Annotated in this window: 12 protein-coding genes; 3 read left to right on the top strand and 9 right to left on the bottom strand. The window is 67.1% G+C overall.

Annotation, left to right across the window (positions count from 1 at the left end; genetic code table 11):
- Positions 1–1261: 1261 nt before the first annotated feature.
- The 5 genes from EOHIBHHM_RS01130 to EOHIBHHM_RS01150 all read right to left on the bottom strand — a co-directional run bounded on the left by EOHIBHHM_RS01130 (position 1262) and on the right by EOHIBHHM_RS01150 (position 6411).
- A complete protein-coding gene (locus EOHIBHHM_RS01130) occupies positions 1262–1534 on the bottom strand; it encodes a hypothetical protein (protein ID WP_497253797.1) in 273 nt (90 codons plus the stop codon).
- Positions 1535–1574: 40 nt separating this feature from the next.
- The gene (locus EOHIBHHM_RS01135) at positions 1575–1802 is read right to left on the bottom strand and encodes a class I SAM-dependent methyltransferase (RefSeq protein ID WP_497256872.1); all 228 of its coding nucleotides are present in this window, start codon (positions 1800–1802) and stop codon (positions 1575–1577) included.
- 168 nt (positions 1803–1970) lie between these two features.
- Positions 1971–2603, bottom strand: coding sequence for a class I SAM-dependent methyltransferase (locus EOHIBHHM_RS01140; RefSeq protein WP_497253799.1), 633 nt, complete (start codon positions 2601–2603; stop codon positions 1971–1973).
- A gap of 53 nt (positions 2604–2656) precedes the next feature.
- Positions 2657–4756: a type II secretion system F family protein gene (locus EOHIBHHM_RS01145; protein ID WP_497253801.1), complete on the bottom strand. Its 2100-nt coding sequence runs from the start codon at positions 4754–4756 to the stop codon at positions 2657–2659.
- Entirely contained in the window at positions 4756–6411 is a 1656-nt protein-coding gene (locus tag EOHIBHHM_RS01150; RefSeq protein ID WP_497253803.1) for a type II/IV secretion system ATPase subunit, read from the bottom strand. The genes EOHIBHHM_RS01145 and EOHIBHHM_RS01150 overlap by 1 nt, the downstream gene beginning before the upstream one ends.
- Positions 6412–6614: 203 nt before the next feature.
- On the opposite strand from EOHIBHHM_RS01150, the gene EOHIBHHM_RS01155 reads away from it, so the two are divergent.
- Positions 6615–7088 carry a DUF5793 family protein gene (locus tag EOHIBHHM_RS01155; RefSeq protein WP_497253805.1) on the top strand — a complete coding sequence of 158 codons (474 nt, stop codon included), beginning with the start codon at positions 6615–6617 and terminating at the stop codon, positions 7086–7088.
- Positions 7089–7167: 79 nt separating this feature from the next.
- Positions 7168–7800, top strand: a complete 633-nt coding sequence (locus EOHIBHHM_RS01160) for a uracil-DNA glycosylase family protein (protein ID WP_497253807.1) — start codon at positions 7168–7170, stop codon at positions 7798–7800.
- A gap of 358 nt (positions 7801–8158) precedes the next feature.
- Here EOHIBHHM_RS01160 and EOHIBHHM_RS01165 read toward each other — a convergent pair whose 3' ends face one another.
- Positions 8159–9826: an acetate--CoA ligase gene (locus EOHIBHHM_RS01165; RefSeq protein WP_497253809.1), complete on the bottom strand. Its 1668-nt coding sequence runs from the start codon at positions 9824–9826 to the stop codon at positions 8159–8161.
- Between the two features lie 85 nt (positions 9827–9911).
- Between EOHIBHHM_RS01165 and EOHIBHHM_RS01170 the strand changes: the two genes are divergently transcribed.
- Positions 9912–11825, top strand: a complete 1914-nt coding sequence (locus EOHIBHHM_RS01170) for an ABC transporter ATP-binding protein (RefSeq protein WP_497253811.1) — start codon at positions 9912–9914, stop codon at positions 11823–11825.
- 10 nt (positions 11826–11835) lie between these two features.
- On the opposite strand, the gene EOHIBHHM_RS01175 is transcribed toward EOHIBHHM_RS01170, so the two are convergent.
- The 3 genes from EOHIBHHM_RS01175 to EOHIBHHM_RS01185 form a co-directional block, all read right to left on the bottom strand.
- A complete protein-coding gene (locus tag EOHIBHHM_RS01175; protein WP_497253813.1) occupies positions 11836–12681 on the bottom strand; it encodes a DUF4097 family beta strand repeat-containing protein in 846 nt (281 codons plus the stop codon).
- 62 nt (positions 12682–12743) lie between these two features.
- A complete protein-coding gene (locus EOHIBHHM_RS01180; RefSeq protein WP_497253815.1) occupies positions 12744–13409 on the bottom strand; it encodes an MBL fold metallo-hydrolase in 666 nt (221 codons plus the stop codon).
- 33 nt (positions 13410–13442) lie between these two features.
- Positions 13443–14447 carry a DnaJ domain-containing protein gene (locus tag EOHIBHHM_RS01185; protein ID WP_497253817.1) on the bottom strand — a complete coding sequence of 335 codons (1005 nt, stop codon included), beginning with the start codon at positions 14445–14447 and terminating at the stop codon, positions 13443–13445.
- Positions 14448–14526: the final 79 nt, after the last annotated feature.

Here is a 14526-nt window from a genome sequence, read left to right on the forward strand (position 1 = left end):
CCCAAGGTGGGTCGCTCCCGAAAAGTTTGCAGCGCTTCGTTAACCGGCGAGAGGTCGAAACAAAATTCTTGTTGTTACGGAGATTAGCCGAGAAAGCCAACGATTTCACTCGTTGGGTGCCGTCACTCTGTGGATGGCGACTGCGTATCGGCATCCGTCGAGTGGTCAGCTGTGCCAACCAGCCGGTACTCCTATCCTCACCCAAACTGGTTGATGGTCGTGTGCCAACTTTAGATGGATGCTGGCCGATTGCCGAATAGCCTCGGAAGGTATCCGAACCGATGGGATGATGTGCTGGCGGTCGTTCACAGCAGAAACCGCGTACAGAGAGGCGTTAAGAGGCTGCCTTGCTGACTGTCAGGGCGCAGAAGAGCGTTCACAGCGCCGGGTGGTGGCCGGAGTAACACCCGTGTGAGGAGGCTGTGTGGGCGTCGTCGAGAGAAGACGGGTTGAGCGCACGACAGCAGCAACATCGAAGCGATGCTCGACGACAGTGGAGATCAACCGCGTCTCAGTTACCTTCCGGGCATTATCGTAAGAGTACTTCCACGTAAGGATACAAGCTGCCTGACGACGCTGCGAGCATGTTCGGCTCGGTACGCCACGGAGACAGTCACGTGTTGCCCACAGAGACACCACCTCGAGCACGGAACGAGGGTCGAGTCGGCGACTGACTGCGTCAAGGCGACTCGACGTCCGCAATCCACCCAAGAATTTTCACAGAACCGTTCCGTCTCGCGATTTTTGGTACTGTGAATCGTCTTCGATCGGGTAGCGACGTCGACGAACAAGACACTTAGTTGATAAGATACCTAATTGTCGATTCGACGGAAATCAGGCTCGAGACGCCTGTCTAGCGGCGATTCACGGATGGAACTTACGCTCGGTAATCAACGTCGAAACCGCTTGCTCGCCCCTCTGTGCCGGTGGTCGACCGGATTTTCACAGTACCACGCAGTCATGCGATTTTTGACCGCTGAGTGGGACGATGCAGCTTCCTGTTTCAATGGTATACTGTTTACCCTGCAACCCGCACAGCGACGTCTCGACGGCTGGAACACGAGAATTTCACTCGAATTACTACTGCCGACAGCATCATCCATCGATCACCGTGCAGTGGGCAGATCAGTCATTCGTCGTCGTTGACCACAGTACGCTTCCGGACCTCTTCCGGTAATGGGCATGACCAATTACGCTGCGAGCCACGTCGATATCCACTCACGAGCATACAGATGGCCGAACGGGTGTTGTGAATACCTGGTTAGCAACTGGGTGAGAGCCATGCCGCTGCTGGCGTTGAAGCACTGACGTCTCGGTACCACCGCCAATGGCGGACATGCACGACGGTCCACTCGCGTTCGACGGCGAACGTCACTGTCTCGACGTCGCCGAAACCGTGGTCGACGAGCAACTTGTCCCACGGGTCGTCGTACTTGACGGTCGTCGGATCAACTCGGTCGGGGACGTCCTCGACGTAAGCGGTAGCGGGGTCGTAGACGCTCTCCTGCCACGCGTCGGTCCCTTGGTCAGCCACTCACGGTCGGTGACGAGTGCGACACCGCCGTCGGGTTCGGTCAGGGCGGCGAGTCGGTCGAGGTCCGCGGTTGGTCCATCCATTGGAACGACCGCCCCATCGTCGTGAGCCTGAGCGGTCCGAGCCCCTCGTGGAGGTCGGCGTCGGACTCGACGACCCACCGGACGTTCTCACGGCCGGCCTCCGACGCGATCCGGCGGGCGTGTCGGAACATCTCCGTGTTCGGATCCATCCCGACGATCTCGCCAACGTGTGGGGCCAGCGGGATGGCGAGTTGGCCCGCACCACAGCCGAGATCAGGGACGACTCGTCAAGGGCGAACCGCTCTCGGAGATAGTCGATGGCCGTGTCACCGTACCGTGGTCGGTAGTCGGCATAGTACGCTTCGATACCGTCGAACGGGTTCGAGTCGGGTGGAGGCGCCATCGGAGAAGAGTCACCGCCCGCCGACGACGGCGTAACAGTTGCCGCTGGAGACGAACGTCTCGACGACGGCGAGGTCGCTCGTCTCGAGGTCGGCGCGGAACTCCGCGAGGTCGTAGATGTGGTAGTACCGCGGCACCGTCTCGCCGCCGGGGAGCGTCCAGTCGACGGTGGTGTCGAAACCGGTGTCGGCGTCGAAGGTGTCGTGTTCGGTGCTCCAGACGCTCACGACCGCCCGGCCGTCGGGCGTCAGCACGCGGGCGAGCTCCGAGAGGCTGGCGACGCGCGTCTCGCGCGGCCGGAGGTGGTGGAGCGTCGCGACGTACACCGCGAGGTCGAACCCGTCTGCGACGAACGGCAGTCGGGCGGCGTCGCCGTGGACGAGGTCGACCGAGAACTCCCGGTCGGCGGCCCGCGTTCGAGCCTCCGCGAGCAGGCCGCGACTGACGTCGAGTCCGACGACCCGGTCGACGTGGTCGGCGAGCAGTTCCGCGTGCCGGCCGTTGCCACAGCCGAGGTCGAGCGCCCGCCGGCGGTCGCTCCCCCACTCGTCGGCGAACTGCTCGACCTCCGGCCAGGCGTACTCGCGGGTCGACGCGAAGTGCGCGGCGATGCGGTCGTACGTCGCCTGTGGGTCCGCGTCCATGCGGGGAGGTCGGGACGGTCGGATAAAGGCCCGCCGACTCGACGGGCGTCGATTCAGACGACGAGGAACACGGCGTAGGCGACGACGAGGAGGACGGCCGCGTGTTTCACGCCGTCGGCGACCGACCCCTCGCCGAGTTGGCCGGCGACGAGTCCCGAGCAGACCGCCTGGACGGCCGACGCGTGGAAGAACAGCAGTCGGTAGGCGTCGGTGTCGACGTCGTCGATGCCGCCGAAGACGCTCCCCGTGGGGAGACTGCCCGCGGCCGACCCGCCGCCGACCGTCTGGGTCGCCTCGACGGCCGGCAGGAACGACACCGACAGGGCGGCGACGATGCCCAAGAAGACGAAGAAGGAGATGTAGATGACGAGCAGGTAGGTCACCATCTCGGTGCGTCGCTCTCGGCGGAGTCGCCGACTCGCCTGCGCCTCGTCGGCGGCGATGCGGAGGACGGGAGCGACGTCGTCGGTCGCCCGCATCGCGTTCGTGACGAGCGTCACCGCGCGCGCGACCGTCGGCGACGACGTCCGGACGGCCATCCGGCGGAGCGCCGTCTCCGCGTCGGCCCCCCACTGGACGTCCCGCCACGTCCGTTCGACCTCCGGCGTCAACCCGCCGAGGTCGCTCTGAGCCACCCGCTGGAGGCTCTGAACGACGGTCACGCCCGCCTCGTTGACGCTGGCCATCCGGTCGAGGAAGTCGGGGACGGCGGCCTCCATCGTCCGGAGGCGACGCTTCCGGACCTCGTAGGCGAGGGCGAAGGTGCCGAGGACGACGATCGTCGCCTGGACGAGCGGTTCGTCGACAGCAGCGAACACCGCTGCGAGATCGAAACGAGCGAGTGGGGGTAACTGGGCCGACCAGTCGACGCGCCAGGCGACCCACAGCAGGCCGAGCGGGACGGTGAGCACGAGCGACCGCTCGGGGCGTCCGAACGCCGTCTCCCAGGGGTCGTCGAACCAGCGCCGGAGCGGGCGAAGTCTGTCGTACGCACGCAGGCGCTGGTGGTTCGCGGTCGACGCCTCGTTCGCAGTCGACGCGCCGGAGACGGCTCCGCCGTCGGCGACGAACCGGCGAGCGCCCTCCCCCGGTTCGACGAGGTGGCTGCCGTCGCCCGACCCCGGCGTCTGAGTCACGCTGTCGACGTAGACGACGAACCCGGCGGTCCCGAGCGGGATGGCGACGTAGCTGACGAACCGGACGATCCCGAGCGTGTCCTGGATGACGAGACCGACGACGACGAGGATGGTGATGAAGAAGAGCGGACCGGCGACGAGGACGGTGACGTACACCTCCGCGAACGTCGCGAGCAGTTCGAGATACTGCTCCTGTCGGGCCCGTGCCTCCTCCTGATACCGTTCGTACTGCCCGTGGAGAAACGTCGAGAGGTTCCGCCCGCTGGAGAGGACGCTCGCGAGGTTCTCAGCGAACTCACCCAGCTGCTCGCTGGGCGTCCGGCGGGCGACCCGTCGGAGCGCGGTCAGCACGTCGGTGCCGAAGGCGTCCATGTCCCGGACGGCGACGCCCACCTCGTCGGCCGCGGCCCCGTACACCGCGCGGTTGTCGACGAGCGTCGCGAGCACGGTCGGAACGGCCATCCCGCTGCGCGAGAGCGCGTAGACGAACGCGACGGTCCGAGGGAGCGTCGCCTCGATGGCGCTGGCCCGAGCGACGGCCAACTGATCGAGGTACAGCCACCGCGCCCAGTACGACCCGACCGCGAGCACCGTCCCGACGGTGGCGCTCGCGAACAGCAACAGCCCGAACAGTTCGCCGAGCGCGAGCGACGGGAGCGCCGCGAGGTCGCCGAGAAAGCCGAGGACGGCGGGGAGCGACGCGCGGATCTCGGCTGCCGAGACCGACAGCGCCGACACGACGCCCGCAGCGAGGTAGACGCCGAGGACGCTCCCGACGACGCCGAACAGCGTGCTGTACAGCAGCGTCCGCGACGCGTACACCCGGTGGGTGACGCCGACGTGTGCGGCGTGCATCCGCCGTCGCTGGCGCTGCGCGCCGTCGGCCGTCTCGACGTAGTCGCCGAAGAGCGCCAACCCGAGGCGGGTGACGGCGAGGCGGACGCGGTCGTCGGTGTGATCCAGCGCGACGACGAGACAGACCACGCCGACGAACCCGAGCGGGACCGACCAGAGCATCAGCTCCGCCCCGTGGCTTCGAGGCCGTCGGCGAGTCGAGCGGTCGCCGCCTCGGGGTCGGCGTAGTACTCGTTGATCAGCGCGGTGAACCGACGGTAGTCGCTGACGCCGCGTTCGTGCAGCGTCTCGAGGAACCGCTCCCGTCGGCGGACCTCCGCGAGCAGTTCGGACCGCGACCAGCCGCGTTCGGCCTGGATCTCCGCCAGCAGGTCGCTGTCGCTCCGGCTGAACGTGTCGGTCTGGGCGTCCCACCGGAACGCCGAGGAGTAGTCGAGTTCGCCGGTCCGCTGGTCGATGCCACCGATCTCGCCGACGACCTTCGAGCGTCGGACGCGCTCGCCCTCGAGTCGGGTGAGCGTCTGCACCGAGAGGAGATCGAGCGACTGGACCATCGCCCGCGGCACGTTGATCGGTTCGTTCTCCAACCGGTTGATCACCGTCTCGATGCTGTCGGCGTGCATCGTCGAGAACGTCGTGTGGCCGGTGTTCATCGCCTGAAACAGCGTCACCGCCTCCTCGCCGCGGACCTCGCCGACGACGATGTACTCGGGGCGGTGTCGGAGCGCCGACCGCAGCAGGTCGTACATGTCGATGTCGGTGCCGTCGTGGAGCTGTTCGCGGGTCACGCTGGCGAGCCAGTTGTCGTGGTGGAGGGAGAGTTCGCGGGTGTCCTCGATGGTGAGCACCTTCGCCCGCGGCGGGATGAACATCGACACCGCGTTCATCGCGGTGGTCTTCCCGGAGGCCGTCCCGCCGGCGAAGATGAGCGACTTGTTGTGCTCGATACAGAGCCACAGGTAGGCCATCGTCTCGACGGAGAACGTCCCGTACTCGATCAGGTCGATCGGCGTGAACGGTTCGTCGGCGTACTGTCGGATGGTGAACGCCGACCCGCGCGGCGTCACCTCCCGGCCGAGCGAGAGCTCCGCCCGCGACCCGTCGGGGAGCGTCGTGGAGACGACGGGGTCGCCGACGCTGACGTGGCGGCCCGACCGCTGGGCGAGACGGACGACGTAGTCGTCGAGCTCCTCGCCGGAGAAGACGACGTTCGTCTCGACGTCGGTGTACTCGTCGTGGTAGACGAAGATGGGGAGGTCGTAGCCGTCACACGAGACGTCCTCGATGTGGGCGTCGTGGAGGAGCGCGTCGATCTTCCCGTAGCCGACGAAGTCCCGATAGAGGTAGTAGAGGACGGTGTGATACGTCGTCGCGTCGACGTCGACGCCGTACTGCTGGAGGAGCGCCGTCAGCTCCTCGCGGAGCACCGACTCGCCGACCACGTCGTCGGCGTCGGTCTCCGGCGGGCGGTACAGAAGCGGGTCGCGGATGTCGACGACGACGCGGTCTATGAGCGTCGCCGTGAACTCGCCGACGTCGGGTTCGACGACGTGGTAGTGGTGTTCGCTGGCCTCTCCGTCGTAGGTGACGACGGCGTAGGCGAACGGCGCGTTCACCCAGTAGCGGTCGACCTCCTCGTGTCCCGCCGGCGTCGTGAACGTCGAGAGCGTGCCGTCTTCGCCCGGCCGGAACGGCCGGCCCTCGACGGTCGACCCGCGTAGCACCTCCATCGCGCGAACCACGTGTCGTCGGAGTGTCGAAAGCGACCCCTCTTCCGTCTGCGTCTGCGCCTTCGACCGGGGTTCGTCTCGTGACATGTGACTCCGACTCAACTGGACCTCTCTACTGGATGCCAGTACTTAAAACCGAGCACGGGACTGACGGACGGACTGCCAGAATAGTACAATGTAGAAATTCGTTCAATTAACAACGTAGAGGCTGTAGCGTCGCCTACGTGCGTGTCACCGACTGTCGGGGGCGTTACGTTCATACGCTGGGCTATCCAAGACCCGTGTACGGAATGAGGCGTGACTACTTCGAACTGACTGTCGAACACATCGACTGGGTCGACCGCGGTGCGGACCCGGAGAAGCCACTCGTCCGCATCGACTTCCACGGACCGGAGGAGTTGCTCCGAGAGCGCCTCACGGGTGCCGAGGACGATCTGCTCTCCGCCGGCGAGACCGACGTCGCCTTCCGTCTACAGGCGTCGCTGGACGATCCCGACGCGACGGGCGTGGTCGGCGTCACCAACCGCATCACCGGGGACTTCGTCCTCGAACTGAACGAGGACGCCGACGACGTCCTGAAGTTCATCCGCGCCGCCCGCGAGTACGGCGCGTCGACGGACGTCGACGACGGTCGATACCGGGTCGAGATCACCGTCGACGACGAACCGCTCGTCGCCTACGAGAAGCGTACCTTCCTCGTCTACGACGCCGACGGGAGTCTGCTCCGCGCGAAGAGTCTCATCCCCTCCGGCGTCGAACTCTGAACGTCCTCGTGGCCTCTCGGCGACGCAGTATCGGCCGAAACCACGTCACCTAAAACCTCACAGAGACGTACACACGCCCGTGAGAAACGTCACCGACCGCACGAGCAACCCCTTCGGAATGCGCCCGTCCTGCGAGCAGTTCGTCCCGGGGTACGGCGACGCCAACGCGGACTTCCACGTCGTCGGCGACCATCCGGGTCGTCACGGCGGCGTCGACAGCGGCGTCCCGTTCACCGGCGAGAGCGGGTTCCGACTCCAGCGGGCGCTCGCCGACGGCGGCCTGCTACGCAGCGTCGGAACCGAACCGGGGATGCGCCGCACGTTCTTCTCGTATCTGCACATGTGTCTCCCCGACGGCGAGGGCGACCCTAGCGAGTCGTCGTACGGCGACATGGAGCGCTTCTTCGACGCCGAACTCCGCGCCATCGCCGCGCACGTCCTCCTCCCGGTGGGCGAGCGGGCGACGCGGTACGTCCTCGAGAACTACACCGCACGGGCGCACAAGACGACCGTCGACATGGAGACGCTCCACGCGACCGAACTCCGCGGGAGCGGCTTCCTCGTCGTCCCGATCCGGGACCCGAGCGAGTGGGACGACGGTGACCACGAGAGGCTCGTCGACGCGCTGCAGACGCTTCGTTCGACCGACTTCCGCCGCGAGGCCGACCTCGGGCGCTTCCTCGCCGGCGACGACCCGTACTTCGTCCGGTAACTGTCGCTAACAATTGTGATTGTTCCGCGATTTCCAGCGGGATTGTGCAACCGTCCAGTAAAATCTCTGAGACATTTATGGTATTCGCATTTTGTTCGCTTCGTGGGCGTGATTGATTTCCAAGCGAGTGAAAATATTGCACCGGCTGGCCGGTATTGGTAGGAACGTAGCACTTTTTACAGCATCCGTCCAAGAGGATACTGGCGCGCGTGGTGTGGAACGACAGACCGCCGATGCGCGCCGGGTAACTGCGAGACTGGTGCTCTTCGCAGTTGGCTTGGTCAGTCACAGACCCGCGCTCTACGCGGGTCTGCTGTCACTCGAACCTCTGAGAGGGATCTCTCGTCCGGACGATAGCCTACGCCGTCGGGTCGGCCGTCCGGTCGCGGAGCTCCGTCCGTCGGATCTTTCCGGTGACCGTCTTCGGCAGGTCGTCGACGAACTCGATCTCGCGGGGGTACTCGTGGGCCGACAGCTCGTTGCGGACGTGCTGTTTGATCTCCTCGGCCAGCTCGTCGCTCTCCTCGTAGTCCTCGGTGAGGACGACGTACGCCTTGACGATGTTCCCGCGTTCGGGGTGCGGTTTGGGGACGACGGCCGCCTCGGCGACGGCCTCGTGTTCGCCGAGCGACGACTCGACCTCGAACGGACCGATTCGGTAACCCGACGAGAGGATGACGTCGTCCGCGCGGCCCTCGAACCAGATGTAGCCGTCCTCGTCCATCCGCGCGAGGTCACCCGAGAGATACCAGTCGTTCACGAAACAGTCCCGCGTCTGCTCCGGTTTCTGCCAGTACTCCGCGAAGAAACACGGGAAGTCGCCACGGTGGGCGATCTCGCCCGTCTCGCCGCGCGGCAACTCCTCGCCCGTCTCGGGGTCGACGATGGCCGACGTGACGCCCGGGAGCGGTTTGCCCATACTCCCCGGTCTGATCTCCATCGTCGGATAGTTGTTGACGACCATGTTGCCCGTCTCGGTCTGGCCGTAGGTGTCGTGGATGGTGACGCCCAGCCGCTTTTCGCCCCAGTCGACGACGCCCGCCGAGAGCGGTTCGCCGATGGACAGCGCGTGTCGTAGATCGAGATCGGTGCCGGCGAGCACCTCCTCGTTGGCCCGCAGCATCCGGTAGGCGGTCGGGACGCTGAACAGCACGGAGATGGGATACTCGTCGAGCAGGTCGGCCCACGTCGCGGGGTCGAACTCGCCCTCGTAGGTGAAGAGCGTCGTCCCCCAGAACCACGCGCCGAGCGTGTTGATGGGGCCGGTCAGCCAGCCGAGGTCGGCCGTCGACCAGTAGAGGTCGCCCTCTTGGAGGTCGGCGGCGTACCGCTGGGTGGCGGCGACGCCGGCGACCCACCGGTGTTTGTGGAGTACGCCCTTCGCCAACCCGGTCGTCCCGCTGGTGTAGTACAGTAACGCGTCGTCCTCGCCGCCGGTCTCGGCGGCCCGGTACTCGTCGCTCGCGTTCGCCATCGCCCGCTCGAAGTCGACGTCGTCGTGCCGCTCGTCGCCGCGGGCCTCGTCCGCGCCGAGGACGATCACCGTCTCGACGCTGGGGGCGTCGTCGAGCGCGCGTTCGACCGTCTCCTCGTTCTCGGCCGTGGTCACGACGAGTTTCGCGTCACAGTCGTCGAGGCGGTAGGCGATGCCGTCGGGACCGAACCGCTCGTTGACGCTCCCCCAGACGGCACCCCGCTTGAGCGCCCCGACGAGCGCGACGTAGTGTTCGGGGACGCGCGGCATGTAGGAGAACACGCGGTCGCCGCGGTCGACGTCAAGCGACTCGAGGACGTTCGCGAAGCGGTTCGACTGCCGCTTCAGTTCCGCGAACGTCAGCGAGTCGCGTTCGCCGTCGGTGCCGACGTACCGCAGCGCCACGTTCTCGCCGTCGGCGGCGTGGCGGTCGCAGACCTCGTGCGCGATGTTCAGTCGGTCGGGGGCGTCCCAGTCGGCTTCCGCGTAGAGGTCGTCCCAGTCGAACGACTCGTAGGTCTCCTCGTAGGAGTGGAGGTTGTGTTCTGACATCAACGAACATGACGGAAAGGCGGGTCATAAACTCTCGGCCGTCCGGCGGGGCAACGTTTTGCTCCTCGGGCGCCTGAGAGAGAGGATGGAACCACGGCAGTCACGGAACCCGATGGGTCGCCTCCTGCGGACCTACGGGCGTGACCACTGGCACGCGCTCGCGCTCGGACTCCTCGCGAGTCTCGTCGCGCGCGTCGCCGACCTGATGCCACCACTGCTCTTGGGACTCGCCGTCGACACGGTGTTGCTCGACGAGCGAGCGTTCGGTCTCCCGGGCGCCCCGACGGCGTGGCTTCCGGCGACGCCCGCGGCGCAGTTCCTCCTCGTCGGCGGGCTCGTCGCCCTCTCGTTTCTCACGAGTTCGGCGTTCCACCTCCTGCGCGGCCGGGCGCTCAACCGCTTCGCCCAGCGCATCCAACACGACCTCCGGGTCGACAGCTACGACCGACTGCAGCGACTCGACTCGGCGTTCTTCGACAGTCGACAGACGGGCGAACTGATGAGCATCCTCTCGAACGACGTCAACAACCTCGAACAGTTCCTCAACGGCGGCGTCGACGGCGCGTCCCGTCTCGGCGTGATGGTCGGCGGCATCGTCGTCATCCTGCTGGCGCTCGACGCGTCGCTCGCGCTCGTCGCCCTCGCGCCCGTGCCGTTCGTCGCCTACTTCACCTACCGCTACGTCGGCATCTACCAACCGACGTACGCCGCGGTGCGGGAGAGTCTCGCCGACCTCTACTCCCGTCTCGAGAACAACCTCGGCGGCGTCCGCATCATCAAGACGAGCACCGCCGAGACGTACGAACGCGACCGCGTCGCCCACGCCTCGTGGGACTACTTCGAGAAGAACTGGGCGGCCATCCGCATCAGCACGACGTTCTTCCCGTCGCTCCGCGTCATCGCCGGCGTCGGCTTCGTCCTCACCTTCCTGGCCGGTGGACTGTGGGTCCTACAGGGGTCGGTCGTCGGCGTCCCTGGATCGCTGACGGTCGGGACGTTCGTCACGTTCATCTTCCTCACGCAGACGCTCGTCTGGCCCGTCTCGGAGTTCGGCGAGATCATCAACCTCTACCAGCGGGCGAAAGCCTCCGCACGGCGCGTCTTCGACCTCGCAGACACGCAGGCGGCCGTCCGCGACGCCGACGACGCCGAACCGCTACAGGTGACGCGCGGCACGGTCGAGTACGACGACGTCTCGTTCGGGTACGGTCGCGGGACGGTGCTCCGCGACGTCGACGTCACGGTTCCCGGCGGGACGACGCTCGGCATCGTCGGCCCGACGGGGGCGGGGAAGTCGACCGTCGTCGAACTGCTCGTCCGGATGTACGACCCCGACTCCGGAGCGGTGCGCATCGACGGCCAGGACCTCCGGACGGTGACGCTCGACAGCCTCCGGTCGGCGGTCGGCTACGTCAGTCAGGACCCCTTTCTGTTCTACGGGACCGTCCGAGAGAACATCGCCTACGCCCGCCCCGACGCGAGCGAGCGGGAGGTCGAAGACGCCGCTCGGCGGGCCAACGCCCACGAGTTCGTCCGGAACCTCCCGGACGGCTACGACACGCTCGTCGGCGAACGCGGCGTGAAACTCTCCGGCGGGCAGCGCCAGCGCATCTCCATCGCGCGGGCAGTGCTCGCCGATCCCGACGTGTTCGTGTTCGACGAGGCGACGTCCGCCGTCGACACCGAGACGGAACTCCTGATCCAACAGTCGATCGCCGACCTCACCGCCGAGCGGACCACCGTCGTCATCGCTCACCGCCTCTCGACGGTTCGGCACGCGGACAGCATCGTCGTCCTCGACGACGGGCGGGTCGTCGAGCGAGGAACTCACGAGGAACTGCTCGCGCGCGACGGGCTCTACGCCAACCTCTGGGCGGTGCAGGCCGGACAGATCGACGACCTCCCGCCGGAGTTCGTCGCACGCGTCCGGGGACGGGCAGCGGAGATCCGGACCGACGGTGACGGGGACGATAGGGTCGACGAGTCGACCGACCGGTGAGGCGAGCGGGCTACCCGTCGAGCGCGACGAGGTCGGCCGACCCGTTGGAGACCGACAGCCGGAGGCGGTTGCCGCCGTCGCCCAGCCGCCCCGTGAGCCGGCGAGACGTCCGTTCGAGGTTCGCGAGGTCCAACCCCTCGACGTCGACGGTGCCGTTGCCCGCCGTGAGCTCTACCTCGGCGTCGAGTGAGGCGGGGACGGACACCTCGACGGAGCCGTTGGCGGCGGAGACGTCGACGTCCCGCCGGATGTCGAGCACCTCGACGTCGACGGTGCCGTTGGCAGTTCGGACGCCGTCGACGCCCGTACAGCCGGTCGACTCGACGGTGCCGTTGTTCGTCGTGAGCGTGACGAACCCGTCGACGTCGGTGGCGGTGACCGTCCCGTTCTGACTCGTGATCGTCGCGTCGCCGCTCGTCCCCGCCACGTCGACGGAGCCGTTCTGCGTCTCGACGCCGGAGACCGAGAGCGACGCCGGGACGCGAAGATCGAGGTCGACCGCGACGCGACGTGCCCGGTCGGTGGCGTAGTCGACGCCGACCGAGAGCGTTCCGTCGGCGACCTCCGTTTGGACGGTCGCGTCGTCGAAGGCGTCGCGTCCGACGAGACTCCGCTTGGTGGCGGTGAGTTCGACGGTCTCGCGGTCCGCCGTCTCGACGGTCACCGACCCGTTGCGGTTGGTGACGACGAGGTCGGTCGCGTCGGCGACGTCGACGGTGTCGGTCGTCTGCTCGCGCGCTTCGACCGACGCGGCGTTGCAACCGGCGAGCGCCGTGGTGGCCGCCGCACCGAGTGCGAGGAAGGCGCGTCGGGAGTGGGCCGAAAAGGTACGGGGAGAGCTGGGAAAACGGGGCATCACCAGAAGTCAGACGGGACAGCGACAAAAGTGTATCTCGACCGACTGGATGGCCGAGCGGTTCAGAGTCTATCGGCCAACTGTCGAAGCGCGATCCCGCCGTTTGCGCGGACAGGGTTGCCGTGGCCGACTGCGAGCACCTCGGTATCGGGAGCGTGGTCGGCCAACTTCCGGATGCTCCGCTTGACGTCGCGGAGGCTGTACGAGAGCACCCACGGGGAGGGGTGGAGTTCGCCGTCGATGGTGCGGACGAGGTCGCCGACGAACGCAACGTCGTACTCGTCGTGGACGTAAGCCGTGTGGCCGGGCGTGTGGCCGGGCGTGTGGTGGGCGACGAACGGGCCGATCCGCTGGCCGTCGTCGACGGTGTGGACGGGGAACGTCGGTTCCGAGAGGAGCAGTCCGGTCAACCGCTGGAACAACCCCTTGTGATTCGTCAGCGGCGGCGACTCGGTTCGACGGAAGTAGTCGGCGTCGGGGGCAGCGAGATAGACTTCGGCGTCGAGGTCGAGTTTCCCGAGCGTGCCGACGTGGTCGAGGTCGTAGTGCGTGAGCAGCACGCGGTCGATGTCCGCCACGTCGTGACCGACGTTCTCGATACGCGTCCGGATGCGCTCTGCGTCCCACGGCGTCCCGGCGTCCACGAGCGTCAGCACGTCGGCGTCGACGAGATAGGCGTTGACGCCACGCAACCGCATTCGCCAGACGTGGTTCGGCGGAAGTCCCATACGTTCATACGGTGACGCCCGGGGTGAAAGAGGTTAGCGTGTCGCCACGAGATATCGCCCGACGTCACCGAGGAAGACGAGCGCCGCGGCGACGGGGAGGAGGACGAACAGCGCGAGGTCGACGCCGGCCACCGTCGGCGACAGCGCCCCGACGGCGAGGCCGGCGAGCGGACCGAGCGCACCGAACAGATACAGCCACGCCGTCCCGCGGCCGAACTCGACGACCGTCGTCACGAGGGCGGCCGGTAGGAGGAGCGCCCCGAGCGGGAACAGCAGTACGAGCGAGGGGTCGGCCGCCAGCGACTGGACGACCGCCGTCGGCGACCCGAGCCCCCACCCGGTCGTCAGCGCTGCCGCGGGGTCGGCGGCCAGCCGGGCGAGGAACGACTCGAGAGCGGCGCCGCTGGCCAGCGCGAACTGCGCGAGGCCGGCGACGTAGACGCCGACGGCGACGAAGACGGCCACCCACCGGTTCCGCAGGCGCCGCCGCCGATCCGACGGCGTCGTCGACTCCTGTGGTTGGTACCGTCGTCCCGTCGTCTGCGACGAACGTGCGGTTCGGGTCGTCCTCGTCCCGTCGGCAGTCGAACGGTTCGCCGCCGTCGACGACGACGTCGTGGAGCGTGCGGACGACGTGGACCGAGTCGATCCGGAGGCGGTCGACCGGTCGTTCGTCGCGCTCGAAGACGCCGTCGCGGTCGAGGAGGTCTGTGACGTCGAGCCGGTCTGCGAGCCCGAAGCGGTCGTCGAGTCGCCGGAGTCCGCAGGAGAGGATGGAGACGACGGCGACGACGTGGGCAGCCCTTTCATCCGCTCTCGAACGTACGTCTCGTGACCGAGGCGGTCGTAGGCCGACCGCTCCGTCTCGTCCCGGAGCACGTCGTACGCGCGGCGAACCGTCTTGAACTGCGTTCCGGCGCGGGCGTCGGCGTTGACGTCCGGATGGTACTCGCGGGCACGCTGTCGGTACGCGCGCTTGAGTTCGTCCTCCGTCGCGTCCTCGTCGACGCCGAGCAGGTCGTAGAAGTTTTCGGGCATACCCTGTGACGAGGACGGCTACGACATGCCACGTTTTCAATGTATCGGGAAACCGAGCAAAATCAACGCTGGACGCTCG

The organism is Halogranum roseipondis (genome assembly GCF_059695585.1).

Excerpts from the sequence above, each read along its gene's own strand:
- EOHIBHHM_RS01140 (WP_497253799.1), bottom strand. The coding sequence starts at position 2,603 with ATGGACGCGGACCCACAGGCGACGTACGACCGCATCGCCGCGCACTTC.
- EOHIBHHM_RS01145 (WP_497253801.1), bottom strand. The coding sequence starts at position 4,756 with ATGCTCTGGTCGGTCCCGCTCGGGTTCGTCGGCGTGGTCTGTCTCGTC.
- EOHIBHHM_RS01150 (WP_497253803.1), bottom strand. The coding sequence starts at position 6,411 with ATGTCACGAGACGAACCCCGGTCGAAGGCGCAGACGCAGACGGAAGAG.
- EOHIBHHM_RS01155 (WP_497253805.1), top strand. The coding sequence starts at position 6,615 with ATGAGGCGTGACTACTTCGAACTGACTGTCGAACACATCGACTGGGTC.
- EOHIBHHM_RS01165 (WP_497253809.1), bottom strand. The coding sequence starts at position 9,826 with ATGTCAGAACACAACCTCCACTCCTACGAGGAGACCTACGAGTCGTTC.
- EOHIBHHM_RS01170 (WP_497253811.1), top strand. The coding sequence starts at position 9,912 with ATGGAACCACGGCAGTCACGGAACCCGATGGGTCGCCTCCTGCGGACC.
- EOHIBHHM_RS01175 (WP_497253813.1), bottom strand. The coding sequence starts at position 12,681 with ATGCCCCGTTTTCCCAGCTCTCCCCGTACCTTTTCGGCCCACTCCCGA.
- EOHIBHHM_RS01180 (WP_497253815.1), bottom strand. The coding sequence starts at position 13,409 with ATGGGACTTCCGCCGAACCACGTCTGGCGAATGCGGTTGCGTGGCGTC.
- EOHIBHHM_RS01185 (WP_497253817.1), bottom strand. The coding sequence starts at position 14,447 with ATGCCCGAAAACTTCTACGACCTGCTCGGCGTCGACGAGGACGCGACG.